Genomic DNA, 19201 nt, shown 5'->3' with positions numbered 1-19201 from the left:
GGATACGCTCACGGCCGAGGCGTCCGCAACGGGCGGCGGTGCTGGATGTGTGCGGGTTCCCGGCGCGCCGGGCGGCGGGGCTCGACTGGAATCGAGGCCGCGCGCGGCGTCGGGCGGCGCGCGCGGCGTCGGGCGGCGCGCGCGGCGTCGGGCGGCGCGGTCGCCTCGGCACGTAGCGCGCGCGCAATGCAGGTTCAACCGGGATTGATGTTCAGCGTGTAATTGCCCAGCGCCGTGCCGAAGCCGTCGACGGCGATGACAATGACCTGACCGGCGGTGAGCGTCAGCGTCACGCGCGACGCTCGCCCGATGCCGCTCACGTCATCGCTGCAGCCGAGCGATGCGCCGGTGCATCCATCGCCATCCTCGCGCGCCGTGAGGACCGTGTCGAAATTCGATCCGACCGTGTCGATAACGTACGTGCCGTCGGCCGGGGCGGTGTAGGAGAACACCACGTCCGGCGCCGTGGACGAGCCGACGCACGGGGGCGAGGTCGAGTTCGGCTGCGTCGCCGTGGAGCCGGTCCTGGTGAGCGGCAGCTCCGAGCCGAGATCGATCGGAGCCTCGCACGTGCCGGACCCGTCGAACCGGCTGACGTTCAGGGTGTAGTTGCCCGCTTGCGACGACGAGCCATCGACGATCACGGCGACCACCTGATCGGCGACGAGCGGGACGTTCACCGCGGATTGCGGGTTGCCCGCGTTGTCGCTGCACCCGAGCGAGACGCCCGCGCAGCCGTCCTGGCGCAGCTGCAGGATCGTATCGAACGCCGACCCGAACGTGTCGAACAGGTAACGCCCGTCCTCCGGCGCCGTGAACGTGTACACGATCTCCGAGGTGTTGGAGTAGCCGCAGGTCGTCGCGTGGCGGTTCAGCGCCCCCGTGGTGCTCCCGGTCGCGGTCTGCGGGACGGTCCGGCCGAGATCGATCGCCGTCGAGCAGGTGCCGGGCGCGGTGTAGCGCTCCACCTTGAGCACGTAGTCCCCGGCGTTCGAGCTCTGGCCGTCGACGACGGCGAGGACGGTCTGGCCGGCGGTCAGGTCCACGTGGACCCGCGACTGCGGGCCGCCCGAGTCGTCATTGCAGCCGAGCGATCTCCCCCCGCAGGTTCCATCGAAGACCTGGAGGATCGTGTTGAAGCTGGATCCGGACGTATCGAAGATATAGGTGCCGTTCTCCGGCGCGGTGAAGCTGTAGACCACCTCCGGGGCGCTGGAGCTGCCGCACGCCGGGCTCACGAGCTCGGGCTGGCCCACGGTGCTGCCGGTCACGACCTGCGGGGTGGCCGAGCCGAGATCGATCGGCGCCGCGCAGGTGGCGCCCGTGAACTGCTGGACGGAGAGCGTGAAGTCCCCCGCGTCCGCCGTGGTGTTGCCGTCGACGACGAGGACGATCGTCTGGCCTGCGCGGAGGTTGAGCCAGAGCCGCGATTGCTGCCCTCCGCCCGCGTCGGCGTTGCACCCGAGCGAGGGACCGGCGCAGTCGACGTCGCGCGCGTAGAGGACCGTGTTGAAGGAGGATCCGAGCGTATCGAAGACGTACGTGCCGTCCTCGGGCGCGGTGAAGCTGTAGGTCAGCTCCTTGCCGCGGTTGCCGCCGCAGGCCGGGCGCAGGATGTCGACCGCGTCCGCCGTCGATCCGGTCACGGACTGAGGCACCGTCGATCCGAGATCGATCGCCGGGCAGGGAGGGATGAGCACGCTGTTCACGTTGAGCGTGTAGGCGCCGGCGCTCGACTCGCCGAAGCCGTCGACGACCACGACGACGGTCTGCCCCGCGCTCAGCACCACGCTCACCTCGGATTCCCGGACGCCGGCCGTGTCGTCGTTGCAGCCGAGGCTCGTGCCGGCGCACGTCCCGTCGTGGATGTGGAGGACCGTATCGAAGCCGGAGCCGAAGGTGTCGAAGGTGTAGAGCGCGTACTCGGGCGCGGTGAACCGGTAGGTGACCTCGGGGCCGTAGCCGCCGGCGCAGGGGGACGGGAGGGCGCGATCGCGCCCCGTGGTGCTGCCGCGCACGGTCTGCGGCGTGGTGGAGCCCAGATCGAGCTCCGGGCACGGCGGCGGCACGTACTCGGTGACGTTGAGCGTAATGGGACCAGCCTCGCCCTCGGCGACCTCGACGAACGCGACCACCGTCTGGCCCGCAGAGAGGTTCGCCACGAGGCGCGACTCCGCTCCAGTCCCCGTGTCGTCGTTGCAGGCGATCACCGACCCGGTGCAGGACCCGTTGCGCAGCTCGAGGAGGGTGTCGGACGAGGAGCCGAACGTGTCGAAGACGTACCTGCCGGCGGCAGGCGCGGTGAACGTGTAGCTCGCGTCGGGGCTGCCGGCCGAGCCGCAGCTCGGCGTGTTGTAGTCGCCGCGCGTGGTGGTGTCGTCGTTGATGACCTGCGGCAGGGTCGGCTCGATCGTGCCCACCGGGCAGACCGGCGGCGCCGACCACGTGACGTTGAGGGCGAAGTCGCCCTGCGCGCCGTTGTAGCCGGTCACGACGAGGAGGACCGACTCCCCCTCCTCGAGGAGCGTCGAGGTGATCGCCTGTGCCCCGCGGGGGCCATCGTCGTTGCACGCGAGCTCGTCGCAGACGTCGAAGTCCAGCACGCCCAGCGCGGTGTCATAACTCGACCCCGTGGTATCGAACTTGTACAGGCCGCCCTGGGGCGCCGTGAACTTGTAGGCCAGCTCGGTCGAGCCGCTGGCCACGCAGTCGAGGCCGAAATACGTATCTGCTCCCAGCGTGCTCCCCTCCACGCGCAGCGGGACCGTCGAGCCGATGTCCTCGTAGGGGCCGACGACGCAGGTGCACTCGCCCCGCTGGCAGTACAGCCCCGGCTCGCACGCCGCGCCGCACGCGCCGCAGTGATGCGGGTGGCTCGCCAGATCGAAGCACGCGCGAGACGTCCCCTCGGGCCCCTCGACGTCGCACTCGGCGAGGCCCTCGTTGCAGCGGCACGCCCCTTCCGCGCACGTCTCGTTGTAAGCGCACGAGGTCTCGCAGGCGCCGCAATGATGCGGGTCGCTCTCGAGATCCACGCAGCTGCCGTCGCAGGCCGTCAGCTCTGGGGCGCAGCGGCAGGCGCCGCCCTCGCAGGTCTGGTCCTCCGGGCACGTGTTGCCGCAGCTGCCGCAGTTCTGCGCGTCGGTCCCGAGCGCGACGCAGCTGCCCTCGCACTCCACCTCGCCAGGGCCGCAGCCGTCGCCGCCGGTCCCGGACGTGGCGGCGTCGCTGTCCTCTCCGCCCTCTCCGCCTCCGCCGACGCACCTGCCCGCCGCGCACCGCGCTCCGCCCTCGCAGGCGACGTTGCAGTCGCCGCAGTTGTCAGGGTCGGTCTGCGTGTCGATGCACGTGCCGCCGCAGAGCGAGAGGCCGTCATCACAATCCGCGATGGAATTGCCGCCCTGCGCGCAGGACACGGCGGAGGCGACGAGACTCGCCGCCGTCAGCCAGAACGCGACCGACGCCAGCTCGAACCTGGAGCGCAACCCGGGTTGACTCATGAACATCCTTTGGCAAGCGCGCCGGCCACCGGGTGGTGGCTTTGAGAGACCCGAGATCGAGAATACGCCCCTCCGCGCCCCTTCCGCAATGACGGATGAAACGTGTTAGGCCGGCGGGACGTCCGGCAGCGGGCCGGCATCGTTCGAGGTCGGCTGACGCGCCTGGATTGCGTCCAGCGCCGGAGCGCCCGTCTCGGGCCCCGCGGTCTCTTCGGGCTGTGCGTCCGGGCCGAGGAAGCGGGCGATGGGCTCGAAGAGCTCGGCTCCCGTATAAGCGCCCACGGCGAGATCCCCGTGGCCGTAATCCTCCCGCGCCCCGAAGTCGCGCCCGAGCACGAGAAACCGCTTCGGCGTCTCCGGGTGATCGCGCCCCCATGCGTCGAACGCCGCGCGCACCGCCGAGACCGGCGCGATCCTGTCGGCGCTGCCCGCGATGAACAGCGCCGGCGCCGAGACGGACGCGAGTCCGTCCAGGACCTTTTCTCCCTCCACCCGGATCTCACCGTCGCCCCCGATCCAGGCGGCGAAGTCCGCGTTCAGCCCGGCGGGGATGTCCTCGATGCAGTTGACGAGCGCGAGCCGCGTCACGCCGGGAGGCACGTTGCGCGGATTGGCCACCGCGCGGTGGAGCGGCGTCGGCAGCCACTCCGAGGCGAACGCGACGCTGCGTGCCATGAGGCGCAGCGGGACGCCCGGGAGCAGCCGGGCCGGCACGTGGCGGAGGAGCCGCCCCGGACCGGAAATCCGACCCGGCGAGCCCACGATGACCACACGGCGGACCCGATGTTCCGGCACGCTCCGGCCGAGCGCGGCATAAAGGAGCATGCCGCCCATCGAGAAGCCGACGTAATCGAGCGAGCGGGCCGACGTGCGCTCCAGGATCACGTCGAAGGCGCGGGGCAGATCGTACCGCGCCATGGCCGAGAAGTGGACGTTGCGCCGCTCGGAGCGGGTGAGCAGAAGGCCGCTCCGCAGCGTGAGCAGCCACACATCGCGCCCGAGCGCGGCGAGGTGGCGGGCGAGGGAGTAATCGGGGTGGATATCCTGGTTCCTGTGGTTGGCGGCGATGCCATGGACCAGGAGGATGGGGGGCAGGTCCGGCTGCGCGGCCGCTCCGGGCGGGCATGGGACGCGGCGGATCTCGATCCGCGCGCCGTCCTCGGTCTTCACCACCTCTTCTGCGCTGTACTCGAGCGAGAGGGTCAGCCGCTTGACCCAGTAAAAGAGGTGCGCCCAGAGCGCGACCGCCGCGAGCGCGGCGAGCGCCAGCGCGACGAGGAGGTAAGCCCCGAATGTCCAGACCATACACATACTCTACTCGCTGGCTGGACCTCCGCATGCGGGCAAGCTCGGCCGCCGGAACATTCTTGATCGTCGGAGAGCGCGTGGGCCAGCCGCTCGTGGAGGCCCGCTCACCGGTTCGCTGGTCGGCCATCGTCGTGAGGATTGGCCCATGCTCGCCGACATCGTGTTTCGATGAACAGCCGGCCGCGCGTTTCGCGCTCGTTTCTTTCGGCGTACACGCAGGGCAAACGGCGCGAGCGCGCGGCGACGCGGCGAGCGGCGAGCGGCGCGCGGCGACGCGGCGCGCCGCGAGGAGCGCGCGGCCTTCATCACGGCCGTGCACAAAAGTGCCACGATCGACGGCCGGCTCCGTGGCATGGCGGTCGCAAGGCGCCTGGACGAGAGAGAGAGGCGGCAAGACGTCCGCAAGCGCGCCCGTGCGCACGGGGTACGCAACACCAGAACGCCGCAGCGGAGCTCGGGGGGGCTCCGCTGCGGCGCTCACCTTGCGCACCGCTCGTGCGGGCCCAGGCAAGCCGCCGCACCCCAACCTACGCGGCCGACATCACGACCGAGCGCGACGAGCGCGACGAGCGCGACGAACGGACAAAATGAAAAAAGCGCCTCGCGGACCTGGGGGGGGAAGGTCTCCGCGACGGCGCTCGCCCACCTTTAGTGCAGGCTCCGTGCCGGCCTGCTTGGAACCAGACATCAGCTAGTTACGAAGCAGAAGCTCCGCCGTCCTTGCGCGCCTGCAAATCAAAACTGAAATCCTTTGCGATTTCGAAGGGTTCCGTGTGCCCGTCCGGGGCGCAGCGAGAACGTCCGGGGCAAAAGCGAGCGTGCACGGCGTGCTCACTCATCCCAGTACCGGCAGACGGCCTTCACGCCGCAGCCCTCGCAGCGGACCGGGTCGCGCTGTGACGGGCACTGCTGGAGCATGCCGAGGTGGCAGAGGGCGAAGTCGTACTTGACCGGGTCGGCGGCGTCGAAGCGCCGGAGGGCGGCGGTGATCTCCTCCGCGGTCTTCCAGGTGGCTCCCCTGCGGTCGGTCAGGCCGATGTTGTAACCGAGCTTCTCGATGTGCGTGTCGACCGGGATCAGCAGGGCGGACGGGGGCACCGGCCAGAGGCCGAGATCCACGCCGTCGGCGGGGCGGATCATCCAGCGCAGGAGCAGCATGAGCCGCTTGGTGGCGCTGCCCTTCTCGGGATCGGGGAGGATGTGCGCCGCGCCGCGGTCGTTCGGCCGGCGGTCGAGGCCGCCCGCGGTCCGGATCGCCCGCACCCACGCGCCGAGGGCCTGGCGCAGATCGCCGCTGCGGGAGAGCTCGGCCGCGAAGGCGGCGCCGAGCGAGCCCGAGGCGCGCTGCACCTGGCGGGCGCCGACGAGCAGCCCCGCGAGGTCGCGGCCCTGGTAGACCCGGTGCCGGAAGCCGCGCAGCCGCGCCGAGACGGCCCGGGGGTCGTCCGCGACGCGGGCGATCTCCGGGCCGAGCCGGTCGAGCGCCTCGCCGATCTTGGCGCGCAGCGCCTTCACGTTGCCGAAGGCGAGCGACGCGGCGAGCAGCGCGACCAGCTCCTGATCGGCCGGGTCCGTGTAGCGATGGACGAACGAGACCGGATCCTGCGCGCGGCGCTCCTCGACGGCGCACCGCGCGCGCACCTCGTCGAGCGCCGCCTTCAGGGCGGCGTCGCGCGCGGCGGCCCGCGCATCCTTGCGCGCGGCGGCGCGCACGCCCTCGCGCGCGGCGGCCCGCGCATCCTTGCGCGCGGCGGCCTGCGCGGCGTCGCGGCGGGGCGACGTCACGGCGCCTCCTCGCCCCGCGCCGACGAGGGCGCGCTCCGCTCCGGCTCCGGCGGCGCCTCGGCCGGCGCGGCCCGCTCCTGCGCCTCCGGATCGCGCGCCAGCGCGGGGATCGACACGATGAACGCGCTGCCGCGCCCGTCCTCGGTGAGCGGGCTCTCGACCCGCACGGCGCCGCCGTGGCTCTCGGCGATGTGCTTCACCAGCGCGAGCCCGATCCCGCTGCCGCGCACGTGCCGCTCGCTCGCCCGCCGGCCGCGCGCGAAGCGCTCGAAGATGTGCTTCTGCTCGTCCGGATCGATGCCCGGCCCGCGGTCGCTCACGCGGACGACGACGCGATCCGCCGCGCCGGTCAGCGCGGCGAGGCGCCCCCCTCGCCCGCCCTCGACCTCGACCGACACGTCGACGCGCCCGCCGTCCTTCGCGTACTTGAGCGCGTTGTCGAGCAGGTTCACGATCGCGAGCTCGAGCGCGCGCGCGTCGATGAGCGCCTCCGGCAGCCCCTCGGCGAGGGTGAGCTCGACGGCCACCTCCTCGCGCTCGGCGCGGTAGTGGTACATGTCGACCGCGCGCGTGGCCACCTCGGCGACGCTCCCGCGGGCGAACTCGTAGGCGGCCTTGCCGCGCTCGACCCGGGCGAAATCGAGGACGTTCTCGATGAGCGCGGTGAGCCGCTCGCTCTCGCTCACGATGATCTGCAGGTACTGGCGGCGCTTCTCGTCGTTGGGGACGCGGTCGCCGAGCAGGAGCTCGCCGAACATGCGGACGAGGGAGAGCGGCGTCTTGAGCTCGTGGGAGACGTTCGCGACGAAATCGCTCTTCAGGGCGGCGAGCCGCCGCTCGTTCACGGAGGCGAGCACCACGATCGCGAGCCCGGCGAGGGCGACCACGGCGGAGAAGCCGACCATCAGGATCTCGATCAGGCGCTGCCGCTCCACGCTCTGGCCGAGCTCCTCGGCGGTGGTGAGCGCGACCTGGAGGTGCCAGTTGTAGAGCGTGGTCGGGAACGGGCGCCCCACGGTGAACTCGCCGCCCTTGATCGGCGGGCCGAACACGATGCGCCCCTCCTCGTCGATGACGTTCATCCGGCTGTTGCCGCGGTCGAGGTCGCGGAACAGGCGGGGCATCACCTCGTGGACCAGGCGGGCCACCTCGTGCCAGGCGATGACGAGGTACCGGCGGCCCAGGTGCTCGCGCTGCCAGTAGCTCACGAGCAGGCTCTGCTGGTCGATGACGTGGTGGAGGTGGCGCAGCTCGGCCCCGTCGCCCCCGAATTTCATCTGGGGCAGGAGGCGGGCGAGCAGGAGCCTGCGGAACGCGTCGTCCTCCTGCCCGGACGCGCCGCGCGAGACGAAGGCGAGCACGTCGTGGGCGTCGTGCTCCATGTCGAGGACGAGGATGGCGCGCACGGTCGGCGTCTCGCGGGCCGCGGTGGGGAGCCAGCGGCGCGCGATGGCGGGGAGGTTCGCGACGTCGACGTGCGCGGCGATCACGTTGTCCTGCGCGATGATCAGCTTGTCGAGGCGGTCGACGCGCTCGTCGGCGAGGGCGAGCGTCGCGGCGAAGACGGTCTGCTGGCGGGCCTTCTCGATCTGGAGGGTCGTGCGCAGGGCGATCCCGCCGAGCACGAGCACGGCCACGACGATGGCCGGCACGAGGGCGAAGTACGGGACGCGGTGCCGCTGCCCGGCCGAGGGGAGGAGGTCCATCGCAGCCCCGCCGCTAGCGGGCGGCCCTCTTCGCCCCGGCGGTCACGAGGTCGGGCTCGACGACCACGCCGCGCGCCCCGACGAACTCCGCGAACTGCTGGCCGATGTAGGTGAGCGCGTTGCCGTCGCCCTCGGAGAAGGGGCGGCCGTCGAGCGGGTTGCCGAGCTCGATCAGGCCGAGGTAGCGGCCCGCGAGCTCCACGGGCGCGCAGACGAGGCTCCGGAGCTCGACGTCCATCGCGGCCCACCGCTCGTCCCTCGCGCGCTCGTCCGCGGCCGCGTCGGGCACGACGACGGCGCGCCGCGAGCGCATCGCGGCCTGCGCGAGCGGCGCCCGCTCGGGCAGCCTGGCGAGCAGCGCGCTCTTGCCGCCGTGCTGCCGGACGACGACGAACTCGCGCCGGTTGATGTCGAACAGCGACACGAGCCCGAGGGCGCACGGGATCTTCTGGAGCGTGAGCGCCAGGATGAAGTCCGCGCCCTGGAGGGTCCCTTGAAGGAAGTGCAGGTCGCTGCACGCCTCGAACAGCTCGGCGAGGAGGTCGTCGCCGGAGAGGCGCCCGCCCGGCGGCGGGCGGGAGGAGCGGCTCCTCGGCGAGGTCGGCGTGAGGCGGACGACCTCGGCCATGGGCGACGCGGCGCCGGGGGCAGGCGGCGCGCTCGGTGGCTCAGGGGACGGCGGCTCGGTGGGCGACGGCGGCGGCGCCGCGGCTGGAGCTGGCGGAGGCGTGGTGGCGCCGGCGCGAGGGCGGAACTGGATCTCGGGCTCCTCCGAGCGCCAGTCCTTCCAGGCAAGGGTCGCGAGCGGGCCGCGCTGAGGCCGTTCGTGAAAGACGTGATCGAACACGGCGAGATGAATGAACTTGCCGGGGCGGGCATCGTCGATCCGCTGCCTCGCGTCCTCGAACCGGTCGAGCAGAAGCGCCTTGACGAGATCGCGCGGGGTGCCCGGCGCGACCGCATAGACGAGCTCTCGGTACGTCAGCGGCGACCGCTCCGACGGATCTTCCTCGCGCTGCGACACGAGCTCGAACGGCGGCAGCCCGCCCGGCTCCGGCGCGGCGCTCGGCTCTAGCGCGGCGCTCGGCTCCGGTGCGGCGCCCGGCTCCGGCGCGGCGCCCGGCTCCGGCGCGGCGCCCGGCTCTAGCGCGGCGCCCGGCTCCGGCGCGGCGCTCGGCTCCGGCGCGGCGCTCGGCTCCGGCTTGGCCGCCGTATCGTTCGCCAGGGCGGCGGACCGTTCCGGCGCCGTTGCCGCGTCCCGCTCGGGCCTGGCCGCCGCGCCTGCCGGCTCCGGCACGAGGAGCGCGGCGCCCATCGAGATGAACGGCACGGTGGCCGCCGCCGGGCGCTTTCGTGGCGGAGGCGCGTCGTCGGCGGCGCCGCGCGCGGCCGCTGCGGCGGGCGGCTCGGTCCCGTCGGTGAGCGCCGCGTCGTCCGGCGCGCGCTGGACGAAATACCGCACGCGTGTCGCGGGATCGATCGCCCGGTAGCCGGTCTCCAGCAGGTCCACCGAGAAGTTGTTGAGCGGCCCATTGTCGCCGCGGAGCGCCCGGGCCTTCTGCAGCGCGGGCTGCCACTGCGGGGCCTCGACGCACACCTTCTTGGTGGGCTGCTCCTTCTGGCCCAGGGACGAGATCTCGACGAACCAACGCATCGTTTGCGGTTCCAATCCGCGCTGGCGCTGACTGGGTCGCGCGCGCTGGCGCGACGATCGTTCTACTCGACGCCCGCGAGAGGGGTCAACGCGCAGTCCGCCCGGAAAGAGAGCGCCGCCCCTTGCCGGAAGGAATGAAAACTTCTCCAATCGAGGCCGGCGAGGAGAATCCGGCAAGTCCTGAGATACCACCGCGGCTCGCGGCGAGGCGCCGCAGACGAACCCGCTCGGTCACTGAACGGCCGCCGGGTATTCCGGTGACGCAGGGCGTTTGCCGATGTGGCCGCTCAGCCCTGGTCGTACGCGAGGCGCCCGCTGCGCTGCGCGCAAAGCGGGAGCGGCGTCAGACGCCCAGCCGCCGGCGCGAGGCTCTCGTGCGGCGCGACTCTGCACCTCCACGCGACCTCCGAGGATCCCGGCGGCGCCTCGACCCCGGTGCGCCCGCGCCTCCGAGCTACTGCGTCCGGAGGATGATGTGGAAGCCGAACGGCGTCTCCACGACCCCGCTCAGCGCGCCCACAGCGGTGTTCTCGAGCGCCTGCTGGAACTCGGGCACCATCGCCCCCTTCGGGAACTTGCCGAGATCGCCGCCGCGCGCGGCGGCGCCCGGCTCGTCGCTGTGCTGGGCCGCGAGGTCCTCGAACCTCTCCCCGCGCTGCGCTCGCCGGAGCAGGTGCTCGGCGAGGACGCGCGCCTCGTCCTTGGTGCGGGTGATGTGCGGCGGAGACCGCCGTGACCCCGCATACATGACGAGGAGGTGCTTGGCGCCCAGCAGACCAGGCACCGCAGGCGGCCGGTCAGCGGGCGGCTGGGGTGCGGGCTTTCGCACGCCGTGCAGCGAATCCATCGTGGGGGGGACGTGCGGGCCGAGCGCTCTGTCCACGAGCCGCTTGAACCGCCATGCCGGCTCCGCGCCGCTCAGGAAGTAATCGTTGATGGCGAAGGCGGGCGCGCCCGTGATGTGCAGGCTCTCGGCGAGCTTCTCGTCCGCCTCGACCGCCGCGCGGTGCACGCGCGCGTCGAGCGCGGCGGCGAGCTTCGCCACGTCGAGCCCGATCGCGGCCCCCTTGCGCTCGAGCGCCGCGCGATCGAGCCCGGTCTCGGACTGGTCCTCCCACAGGCGCTGCGCCATCGCCCAGAAGCCGGCCTCGCCTTTCTGCCGGAACGCCTCGATGGATGCCTCGGCGGCGAGGGGCGCGTGCTTGTGCATGGGGAGCGGCAGGTGCCGGAAGACCACGCGGACCTGGCCCGGATAGGCGGCGATGATCTCGTCGAGCGTGGGCTGGACGCGCCTGCAGAACGGGCACTGGAAGTCGGCGAACATCTGGATGGTCACCTTCGCGCCGGGCTTTGCTCCTTTGCCGGGGTTGTCGCCGGTCGGCGCGGGGGCGAGGATCCGCTCGGGCGGCGCGCCGGTCTTCGCGTCCTTCTGCAGCGCGTCGTAGACCTTCTCCGGCGGCGTGCCCGCGGCGACGAGCTTCGCGGCGCGCGCGATCTCCTCGTCGAGGATGGCCTCGAATTTCTCTGCCGGCTGGGCGCCGACGAGCCGCCTGCCGTTGATGAAGAAATGGGGTGTGCCCGAGCTCGCGAGGTCGTCGGCGAGCGCCTGGTCGCGCTGGATGCGCGCCGCGTGCCGCCGCGCCGCGACGGCCTGCTGCGCCCGCCCCACGTCGAGGCCGAGCGACCTCGCGTGCGCCACGAGATCCGCGTCGTCCAGGGGGCCCTCCCGCAGCAGCGCGTACGCCTTCCAGAAGGCCGCGTCGCCCTTCTGCGCTTTCGCTTCGAGCGCGAGCTCGGCGGCGGGCTCGGCCCGAGGGTGGAACGGAAGCGGGTTGTGCTTGAAGACGAGGCGCAGCTTGTCGCTGTATTTCTTCTCGAGCGCGTCGATCGTCGGGGCGACCTTGCGACAGAACGGACACTGGAAATTGAAGAACATAACCAGCGTCACCGGCGCGGCCGGGTTGCCCCGGGTGGGCGACCCGTCGACAGGCACCTTCCAGACGGTCGTCTCGTCGGCCGGCGGCGCCGGCGCTCGCGCCGTGGGGGCGAGCGCTTTGTTCTTCGCGGAGAGCGCCGCGTAGAGTCGCTCCGGCGGGACGCCGTCCCGGCGGCTCTCCTCGGCCGCCCGGAGCTGCTCGCCGATGACGGCCTGGAGCTTGTCGAGCGGCTGCGCTCCGCTGAGGATCACGCCGTTGATGAACGACACGGGTGTACCCGTGACGCCGCTCGCCGTGCCCGCGGCGATGTCCTCATCGATCTTGGGCGCGCCGCGCTGCTGCTCGAACGACGCGCGGAACGCCGCCCGGTCCACGCCGGCCTCGGCGGCCCAGGCCTCGAACGACTCCGGCGCGAGCGCGCGCTGGTTGGCGAAGGCGAGCTGATGGAACTTCCAGAACGCCCCGGCTCCGCCGAGCTGGAACACCGTCTCGGCGGCGAGGTGCGCCGGGCGCGCGTTCTTGTGGAACGGCAGCGGATTGTGCTTCCAGACGATGCGCAGCCGCTCCGGCCCGTAGGCCTGCTTCAGCATCTCCAGCGTCGCCATGAACCTGGACGTGAAAGGACACTCGTAATCGCCCCACACCACCAGGGTGACCGGCGCGAGCGGCTCGCCCCACCACGGGTCGGCGCGGGTGACGGGCACGGCGGTGCCGGGCTCCGGCTCTGGCTCGACCGCCGCGGCGGTGGCCGGCGCGGCGGCAGGAGGCGGCGGGATCGCAACGGCCCTCGGGCGTTCGCCGGCCGGCGGTGCGGTCCCGGCGCTCGGCGCGCAGGCGGCGAGCCAGAGCCAGAGGAGCAGCAGAAACGATGAGCGGAAGAGCGGCGCTGGCGCGGACATGGGTCCCCTCTCGTGTCGGTGTCAAAAGCCATCGTACACGGAGGCGCCCAGCTCAGCGGGACCGAGCCGACGTCGCACTTGCCGGCGCAATCACCGGGTTGAGCAGGAAGACGGGAATCCGAGAGCGCGAGAAGAGGAAGAATGCTCAAAGATCTTCCCGACTTCCCGCTCCTGCGTGCGCCCCCTCCGGGACCTTGCGACGAACACCCCTACCGTCGCGGCACGGCGCGGACGCTTCCGCGTGGGAGGAGGACAAAAAACAGAGCGCCCATTCGACGGTGGGGGGGGGAACCGTCACGGGCGCTCTGCCGTACGGAGATAGCAGGACGCAGGCCAAGGGCGATCGCGCATGCTTCCGCGGCTTTTCCCTAGGAGATCTGCCCGATCTGTTTCAAACCTGAAACAGGCGTTTGCATCCTTGCTACCCTGGCGTGTTCGGAGGGCGCCGGGCGCGGATCCGCGCGATGTGTTGGCCCGCCCTGGCAGGCGCGCCGCCGAGCAGGGTGTCGCTCGCCTCGGCGCGCGGTAGGGTAGGGGGCGCCGTCCACCGGCGAGCACGCCGGGCCTGTGCTCCGAGGCCTGAGATGCGGGGTGCACCACCGCGTGGCGGCGCCTCGGCACCGAGCAGCTGCCGGCGGCACGCGCGGCTCGCACGGCGCACAAAAGAAACAGAGCGCCCATTCGACGGCGGGGGGGGAGACCGTCACGGGCGCTCTGGCCTCCGGTAGTAGCAGGAGGCGGACCAAGGGCTAGCCCACCTGGTTTCGCGTGGATTTGCTTAAGGAGACCTCCGACACCTTTCAACTCTGGAGATTTCACTTCCAGAATTGACGGCGAGGCGCGTCCGGCACGTACAGTCGGAACAGTTCGCCCGGTTGGCCGTGGACAGGGGCTCCGTCGGTCCAGCGCGTGGGAACTCGTGTAAAAGAGCCGCGTGTCACCGTCCCGCGCCGAACCCGTGCCCCCTGCACCGCCGGAAGGTGGTGCGCCGCTGCCGTCTCGGCCGAAAGCCGCCGACACGGCCGAACCCGACGCGGCAGCCGCCCATGACACAAACCGGGCCGGGCCCCCCGGTCGGCTCGATCGTCTGGTCGCCGCGTGGCCACGCGTCGACCCGATCCTGTTCTCCGTCTACGCGGGCGCCTGTGTCCTCTACGCCGCCGTCGCGTTCTACGGCTCGATGCACCGGCAGACGGGCGGCATGTGGTCGGCGCCGCTCGACGACGTCTTCATCCATTTCGACTACGCCCGCGCCACCGCGCGCGGGTACCCGTTCCAGTGGTCCGAGGGCAACGGCTTCTCGAGCGGCAACACCAGCCTGAGCTACCCGTTCATCCTCGCGCTCGGCTACGTCATCGGCTTCCGCGGCCTCCTCCTGATGCAGTGGGCGGCGATCGTCGCGTGCGCCTCGACGCTCGGCTTCCTGCTCGTCGGCGGCCGGATCCTGGAGCCCATCGGGCGCTGGGCCAAGTACCTGCTGCCGCCCGTGGCGCTCTCGGTCGGCGCGCTCGACTGGTCGCTGTTCAGCGGCATGGAGAACGCCTTCCACCTCGGCGTCTGGGCCCTCAACGCCCTGGCCGCGCTCTCGCTCGCGGACGCGGCGCGCGAGGCCGGCGACGCCGGGCGCGCGGCAGCGCCGCCGAGGCGCGTCGCCCGCCTCGGGTACGCCGCCGGGCTCGCCGGCGCGCTCCTCTACGCGACGCGGCCGGAGTCGGTCGTCTGCGTCGCGGCGCTGAGCGTGTACGCGGCCCTCGCCGTGCGGAGGGCCTACGGCGCGCGCGCCGCGCTCGCGACCCTGCTCCGCGCGTCGGTGCCCGGCGCGCTCGCGTGCGTCGCCCAGGCGCTCGCGAACCGCGCGTTCACCGGCGAGTGGGCGGCGAGCGGCGCCATCGCCAAGCTCGCGCTGAACAACCCGTACATGACGGCCGAGGAGAAGTGGAATACCTACGAGTTTCTCCTCACGTACGTCGTCGCGCGGAACACCAACCACCACTTCGCGGACGCGCTCCCCTGGGGCTGGATCGTCCCCGCCCTCGCGCTCGTCCCCCTCGCCTTCCGCAAGACCCGCGCGATCGCGGCGCTGCTGTGGATCCACGTCGCGGGCTGGCTCGCGCTCGTCGCCCTGAACGGCCAGGTGCGCTGGCAAAACGAGCGCTACACGATGCCCGCCGTCGCCTGGCTGCTGCTGCTCGCGGCGATGGGGCTCGCCCTGCTCGTGGCGCGGACCGCGCCGGGCAGCGAGGCCCGCGCCGCCGCGGAGCGCGCGCCGGAGACGCCCGGGGCCCCGGCGCCGGCAGGGCGCTGGGCGCGCCTCGCGGCCGTGGCGCGGGCCCTCGGCGGCCGCGCCCTCGGCGGCCGCGCCCTCGGCGGCCGTGCTCCCGGCGGCCCCGCCCCCGGCGGCCCCGCCCTCGCCATCGGGCGTCGCGGCGCGCTGGTCCCCTGGGCGGCGCGGGTCGCGCTCGGCCTCGCCCTCGCCGCGCTCTTCTGGGTCCACCAGCTGCCCAGGATGCGCGACCAGATCTGGTTCTTCGGGCGCGCCAGCCGCAACATCCGCGACCAGCACCTCGTCGCCGGCAAGGTGCTCGCCGAGCTCAACGTGCGGCGCGTCCTCGTGGGCGACGCGGGCGCGCTCCTCTACGCGTCCGACCGGCCCGGGCTCGACCTCATCGGGCTCGGCGGCTACCACGACCTCCCGTTCGCGCGCGCGGGCGTCCACGGCCTCGGCGCCTCCCTGGAGCTCATCGAGCGCATCGCCCCCGAGGAGCGCCCCGACGTGCTGGCGATCTACCCGACCTGGTGGGGCGAGCTCCCGGCCATCTTCGGCCAGCGGATCGTCGGCATCCCGGTCGTCGGCAACGTGATCTGCGGCGGCGCCGAGAAGGTCATCTACCGGGCCGACTGGAGCCCGCTCGCGCGCGGCGAGGGGCCGGCGTCGCTGCGCGCCGACGAGCGCGTGGTCGACGAGCTCGACGTCGCCGACCTCGTGAGCGAGCGCGAGCACGATTACACGTTCCCGCGGCCGCAGGCCGGCTTCGTGGTCTTCAGCGTCCTGCCGGACCCGCGCGACCCCGGGCGCGACCGCTTCGACGCGGGGCGCATCATCCCGGGCGGCAGGAGCGAGGCCGCCCGCCTGCGCGCCCCGCGCGCGGGCGGCGGCAGGCTCGTGGTCCGCACCGCCGCGTCGCGCCCCGCCGTGATCCGGGCGGCGGCGGACGGCCGAGAGCTCGGCCAGCTCGCGATCCGCGAGAGCGACGGCTGGACCGAGGCCTCGCTCGACCTGCCCGACGACCTGCCCGAGACGTTCACGCTCACCCTGACCTCGGTCGAGGGCGATTGGGCCGACCACCACGTGTGGATCCTCGAGCGCGCCGCGCGCCTCGAGGCGCGCCCGCTCGCCGGGCCGTGACGTGCGCGCCGGCCTCCCCCGCGACCCCGCCCAGTGGATCGCGCTCGCGCTCTCCCTCGCCGCGCTGCTCGCCGGCGCCTGGCTCCTCCGCCGCGGCCGCTCGCCCGCTCCGCCGCGGCGGCCTCCCCCGCCCCGCTCCGGCGCGGCCCCGGGCTTCGCAGCGGCCGCGGCCCTCGCGGCCCTCGCGGCCGCCGCGGCGCTGATCTCGGCCGCGTACGTCGCGGTCTACCTCCGCGGAGGCCCCCGCATCATCGATGCGACGAGCTACTGGCTCGAGGCGCGCGCGATCGCGGCGGGGCACCTCGCATGGCCACTCGACGAGCCGTCGGCCTCCGTGCTCGGACGCTTCCTCGTCCGCCGCGACGCGGCGGGCCAGGGCGACGGCGCGGCCGAGGTCGCGGTCCTGTTCCCGCCGGGGTACCCCGCCCTCCTCGCGCTGGGCTTCCTCGCGGGGGCGCCGCTCGCGGTCGGCCCCTTGCTCGCCGCCGCGCTCGCGATCGCCACCTACGACCTCGCCGCGCGGCTCGCGCCGGCGCGCCCGGCCTCCTCCGGCGAGGACGCCGCGCGGATCCCCTCCGTCCCGCTCGTCGCGGCGCTCTTCTCGGCGCTGTGCGCCGCGCTCCGCTACCAGACGGCCGACACGATGTCGCACGGGCTCGCGGCGCTCTGCTTCACCGTGGCGCTCGCGTCCACGCGGCGCGCGCTCGACCACGCCTGCGCGGCCGCCGCCGCGCGCGCCCCGTCGCCGTGGACCGGTCCGGCCGGCCGCGCCGCCGCGCTCGCCGGGCTCGCCGCGGGATGGCTCGCCGCGACGCGCCCGCCGAGCGCGCTCGCCCTCGCCGCGACGCTGCTGCTCCTCGTGCCGAGGAGCGCGGCCGAGGGCGCTCGCGGCCCCGCGCCGGGTCCGCCGCCGCGGCCGCGGCTCGGGCGGATCGCCGCGGTGATGGCGCTCGGCGCGCTCCCCGGCCTGGCGCTGCTCGCGGCGCACCAGCGCGCGGCGACGGGCGCCTTCGCGTCGTCGCAGGCCGCCTACTACGCCGTCGCCGACGGCCCTCCCGGCTGCTTCCGGTACGGCTTCGGCGAGGGGATCGGCTGCCTCGGCGAGCACGGCGACTTCGTCCGCCATAACCTCGCGGAAGGATATGGTTTTCTGGCTGCCGCCGGCACGACGCTGCGCCGCCTGAAGCTCCACCTCGTCGACGCGCTCAACGCCGAGCCGCTGGCGCTGCTCGTGGTGGTCGGCGCCGCGATCGCCCTCCGGAGCCGGAGATCGCGCGCCCTCGCGCTGGCCCCGCTCTTCCAGATCGCCGCCTACGCCCCGTTCTATTTCGACGGCAACTACCCGGGCGGCGGCGCTCGCTTCCTCGCCGACGTGCTGCCGGTGGAGCACGCCCTCGCCGCCGTCGCCGTCGTCTACGTCGTCGCGGCGGTGGAGCGCGCGCGGGCCGCCCGCGTCGCGCCGGGTCCTGCGCCGTGGGCGCTGCTCGCGGCGGCGCTCCCGCTCGCCGGCTTCGCGTTCCGCGCCGGCTTCGACCACGCCGCGCTCCGGGATCGCGAGGGCGGCCTGCCCATGTTCGACCCCGCCGTTGTCGCGCGCGCCGGCGTCCGGCGCGGCCTCGTGTTCGTCGACACCGACCACGGCTTCAACCTCGGCTTCCACCCCTCGGCGGGCGAGCTCGCCGTGCGGCGCTACCGCGGCGACGCGCTCGACCGGATGGCGTGGGAGGCCCTCGGGCGCCCCCCCGCCTACCGCTACCGCTTCGTGATCCCCGAGGGCGGCGGCCTCGCCTCGGCCTCGATCGCGCCGCTCTCGTTCGACGCCGCCCCGCCCCGCGAGGCCGTCGTCGAGGGCGAGTCGCTGTGGCCGCCGCGCGCCCAGCGCGGCGCCTGGGCGCTGCCCGAGTACGCGAGCGGCACGTGCGCCCGAGGGGGGCGGCTCCTCGCGGTGCACGCCGCGGCGGGCGACGCCGCCGCCGCGGGCAGCGATGCCGCCGCGGGCGACGCCGCCGCCGCGGGCGACGCCGTCGTGCGTGTCGGCCTGCCGGCGCGCTGGCTCCGCGGCGCCAGGATCCGCCCGCGCGTGGCGGCCTCGGGCGACGGCGCGGGCGAGGTTCGCCTGATCGTCGACGGCGCCCTGCTCCATGTCTGGCGGGTCGAGCCGGCGCCGCCGGGCACCCCCGGCGCGCCGCTCACCTGCGTCGAGCTCCCGCCGCGCCCGATCCCCGAGCGCGCCGCCGAGATCGAGCTCGAGCTGGCGCGCTGGAAAGCTGCTCGCGGCGCAGCCGCGGCCGGCGCGGTCGGCGCCGCGGCGCCGCAGGAAAACCGAGTCCGCCGCGAAATCGAGGGGCTCTTCGCGCTCGACGCGGTGGCGATCGCCGGCGGGAATTCGGTTGACCAGTAGTCCCGCAACATGCGAGCTTTTCAAAGGATTCTGTTGTCATGCGGCCCTGGACCGGCGCGCTCCCCGGGGCCGAGTCGAAGCAAGCGGCAAGTCGAGCGCCGGCGGCAGGTCCCGCTCGGGTGGGGGAGATGGACCATGACCAAAAGCGAGCTCATCGACGCGATCGCGGGACGGGGAGAGCTCACCAAGGCTCGAGCTGAGCTCGTGGTGAACTGCGTCTTCGACGCGATGACGCAGGCGCTCCAGCGCAACGAAGGCATCGAGATCCGCGGCTTCGGCAGCTTCACGGTCCGGCCTTACAAGCCCTACAGCGGCAGGAACCCCCGCACGGGCCAGCCTGTCCCCGTGCCCGCCAAGCGGCTCCCGTTCTTCAAGGTCGGCAAGGAGCTGAAGGAGCTCGTCAACGCCAGCCGCGCGTACGCCATCTCGGGCGACGACGACGACGAGGACGACGAGGACGACGAGAGCGAAGACGAATGAATGGAGGACGCGGCGCGGGCCCGCACGCCCCCGGCGCGTCGCCGGCCCGCGGCGCGCTCCGGTCCGCCGCCCCCCTCCTTCCTTGCGTCCGCCCCCTGGCGGGCGATTGCGCTGCGCGGTAGAAG

9 protein-coding genes are annotated in these 19201 nt (G+C 73.4%); 3 read left to right on the top strand and 6 right to left on the bottom strand.

Annotation, left to right across the window (positions count from 1 at the left end):
* Positions 1-194 precede the first annotated feature (194 nt).
* From WMF43_RS03785 to WMF43_RS03760, 6 genes are all read right to left on the bottom strand, one after another.
* On the bottom strand, positions 195-3500 hold the full coding sequence (locus tag WMF43_RS03785; RefSeq protein WP_437677560.1) for an MXAN_6577-like cysteine-rich protein: 3306 nt from the start codon (positions 3498-3500) through the stop codon (positions 195-197).
* A 105-nt stretch (positions 3501-3605) separates the two neighbouring features.
* A complete protein-coding gene (locus WMF43_RS03780; RefSeq protein WP_437677559.1) occupies positions 3606-4805 on the bottom strand; it encodes an alpha/beta fold hydrolase in 1200 nt (399 codons plus the stop codon).
* Between the two features lie 834 nt (positions 4806-5639).
* The gene (locus WMF43_RS03775; protein WP_437677558.1) at positions 5640-6593 is read right to left on the bottom strand and encodes a TIGR02757 family protein; all 954 of its coding nucleotides are present in this window, start codon (positions 6591-6593) and stop codon (positions 5640-5642) included.
* Positions 6590-8299, bottom strand: coding sequence for a sensor histidine kinase (locus WMF43_RS03770; RefSeq protein ID WP_437677557.1), 1710 nt, complete (start codon positions 8297-8299; stop codon positions 6590-6592). The genes WMF43_RS03775 and WMF43_RS03770 overlap by 4 nt, the downstream gene beginning before the upstream one ends.
* Positions 8300-8312: 13 nt before the next feature.
* Positions 8313-9953 (bottom strand): GAF domain-containing protein, encoded by a 1641-nt coding sequence (locus tag WMF43_RS03765; protein WP_437677556.1) that lies wholly within the window; start codon positions 9951-9953, stop codon positions 8313-8315.
* Between the two features lie 454 nt (positions 9954-10407).
* Positions 10408-12789: a thioredoxin domain-containing protein gene (locus tag WMF43_RS03760; protein ID WP_437677555.1), complete on the bottom strand. Its 2382-nt coding sequence runs from the start codon at positions 12787-12789 to the stop codon at positions 10408-10410.
* Between the two features lie 934 nt (positions 12790-13723).
* On the opposite strand from WMF43_RS03760, the gene WMF43_RS03755 reads away from it, so the two are divergent.
* The 3 genes from WMF43_RS03755 to WMF43_RS03745 all read left to right on the top strand — a co-directional run bounded on the left by WMF43_RS03755 (position 13724) and on the right by WMF43_RS03745 (position 19076).
* Positions 13724-16195 (top strand): hypothetical protein, encoded by a 2472-nt coding sequence (locus WMF43_RS03755; RefSeq protein ID WP_437677554.1) that lies wholly within the window; start codon positions 13724-13726, stop codon positions 16193-16195.
* 1 nt (position 16196) lies between these two features.
* Positions 16197-18596, top strand: coding sequence for a hypothetical protein (locus WMF43_RS03750; RefSeq protein ID WP_437677553.1), 2400 nt, complete (start codon positions 16197-16199; stop codon positions 18594-18596).
* Between the two features lie 135 nt (positions 18597-18731).
* Positions 18732-19076: an HU family DNA-binding protein gene (locus WMF43_RS03745; RefSeq protein WP_437677552.1), complete on the top strand. Its 345-nt coding sequence runs from the start codon at positions 18732-18734 to the stop codon at positions 19074-19076.
* The last annotated feature ends 125 nt before the right edge of the window (positions 19077-19201 follow it).

This window comes from Sorangium sp. So ce131 (assembly GCF_051519095.1).
GTDB lineage: Bacteria > Myxococcota_A > Polyangia > Polyangiales > Polyangiaceae > Sorangium.
This window is presented reverse-complemented; position numbering and strand designations above follow the sequence as displayed.

What these genes read in the sequence shown, in the direction of transcription:
- WMF43_RS03785 (WP_437677560.1), bottom strand. Translation starts at nt 3,500, where the DNA reads ATGAGTCAACCCGGGTTGCGCTCCAGGTTCGAGCTGGCGTCGGTCGCG.
- WMF43_RS03780 (WP_437677559.1), bottom strand. Translation starts at nt 4,805, where the DNA reads ATGGTCTGGACATTCGGGGCTTACCTCCTCGTCGCGCTGGCGCTCGCC.
- WMF43_RS03770 (WP_437677557.1), bottom strand. Translation starts at nt 8,299, where the DNA reads ATGGACCTCCTCCCCTCGGCCGGGCAGCGGCACCGCGTCCCGTACTTC.
- WMF43_RS03765 (WP_437677556.1), bottom strand. Translation starts at nt 9,953, where the DNA reads ATGCGTTGGTTCGTCGAGATCTCGTCCCTGGGCCAGAAGGAGCAGCCC.
- WMF43_RS03760 (WP_437677555.1), bottom strand. Translation starts at nt 12,789, where the DNA reads ATGTCCGCGCCAGCGCCGCTCTTCCGCTCATCGTTTCTGCTGCTCCTC.
- WMF43_RS03745 (WP_437677552.1), top strand. Translation starts at nt 18,732, where the DNA reads ATGACCAAAAGCGAGCTCATCGACGCGATCGCGGGACGGGGAGAGCTC.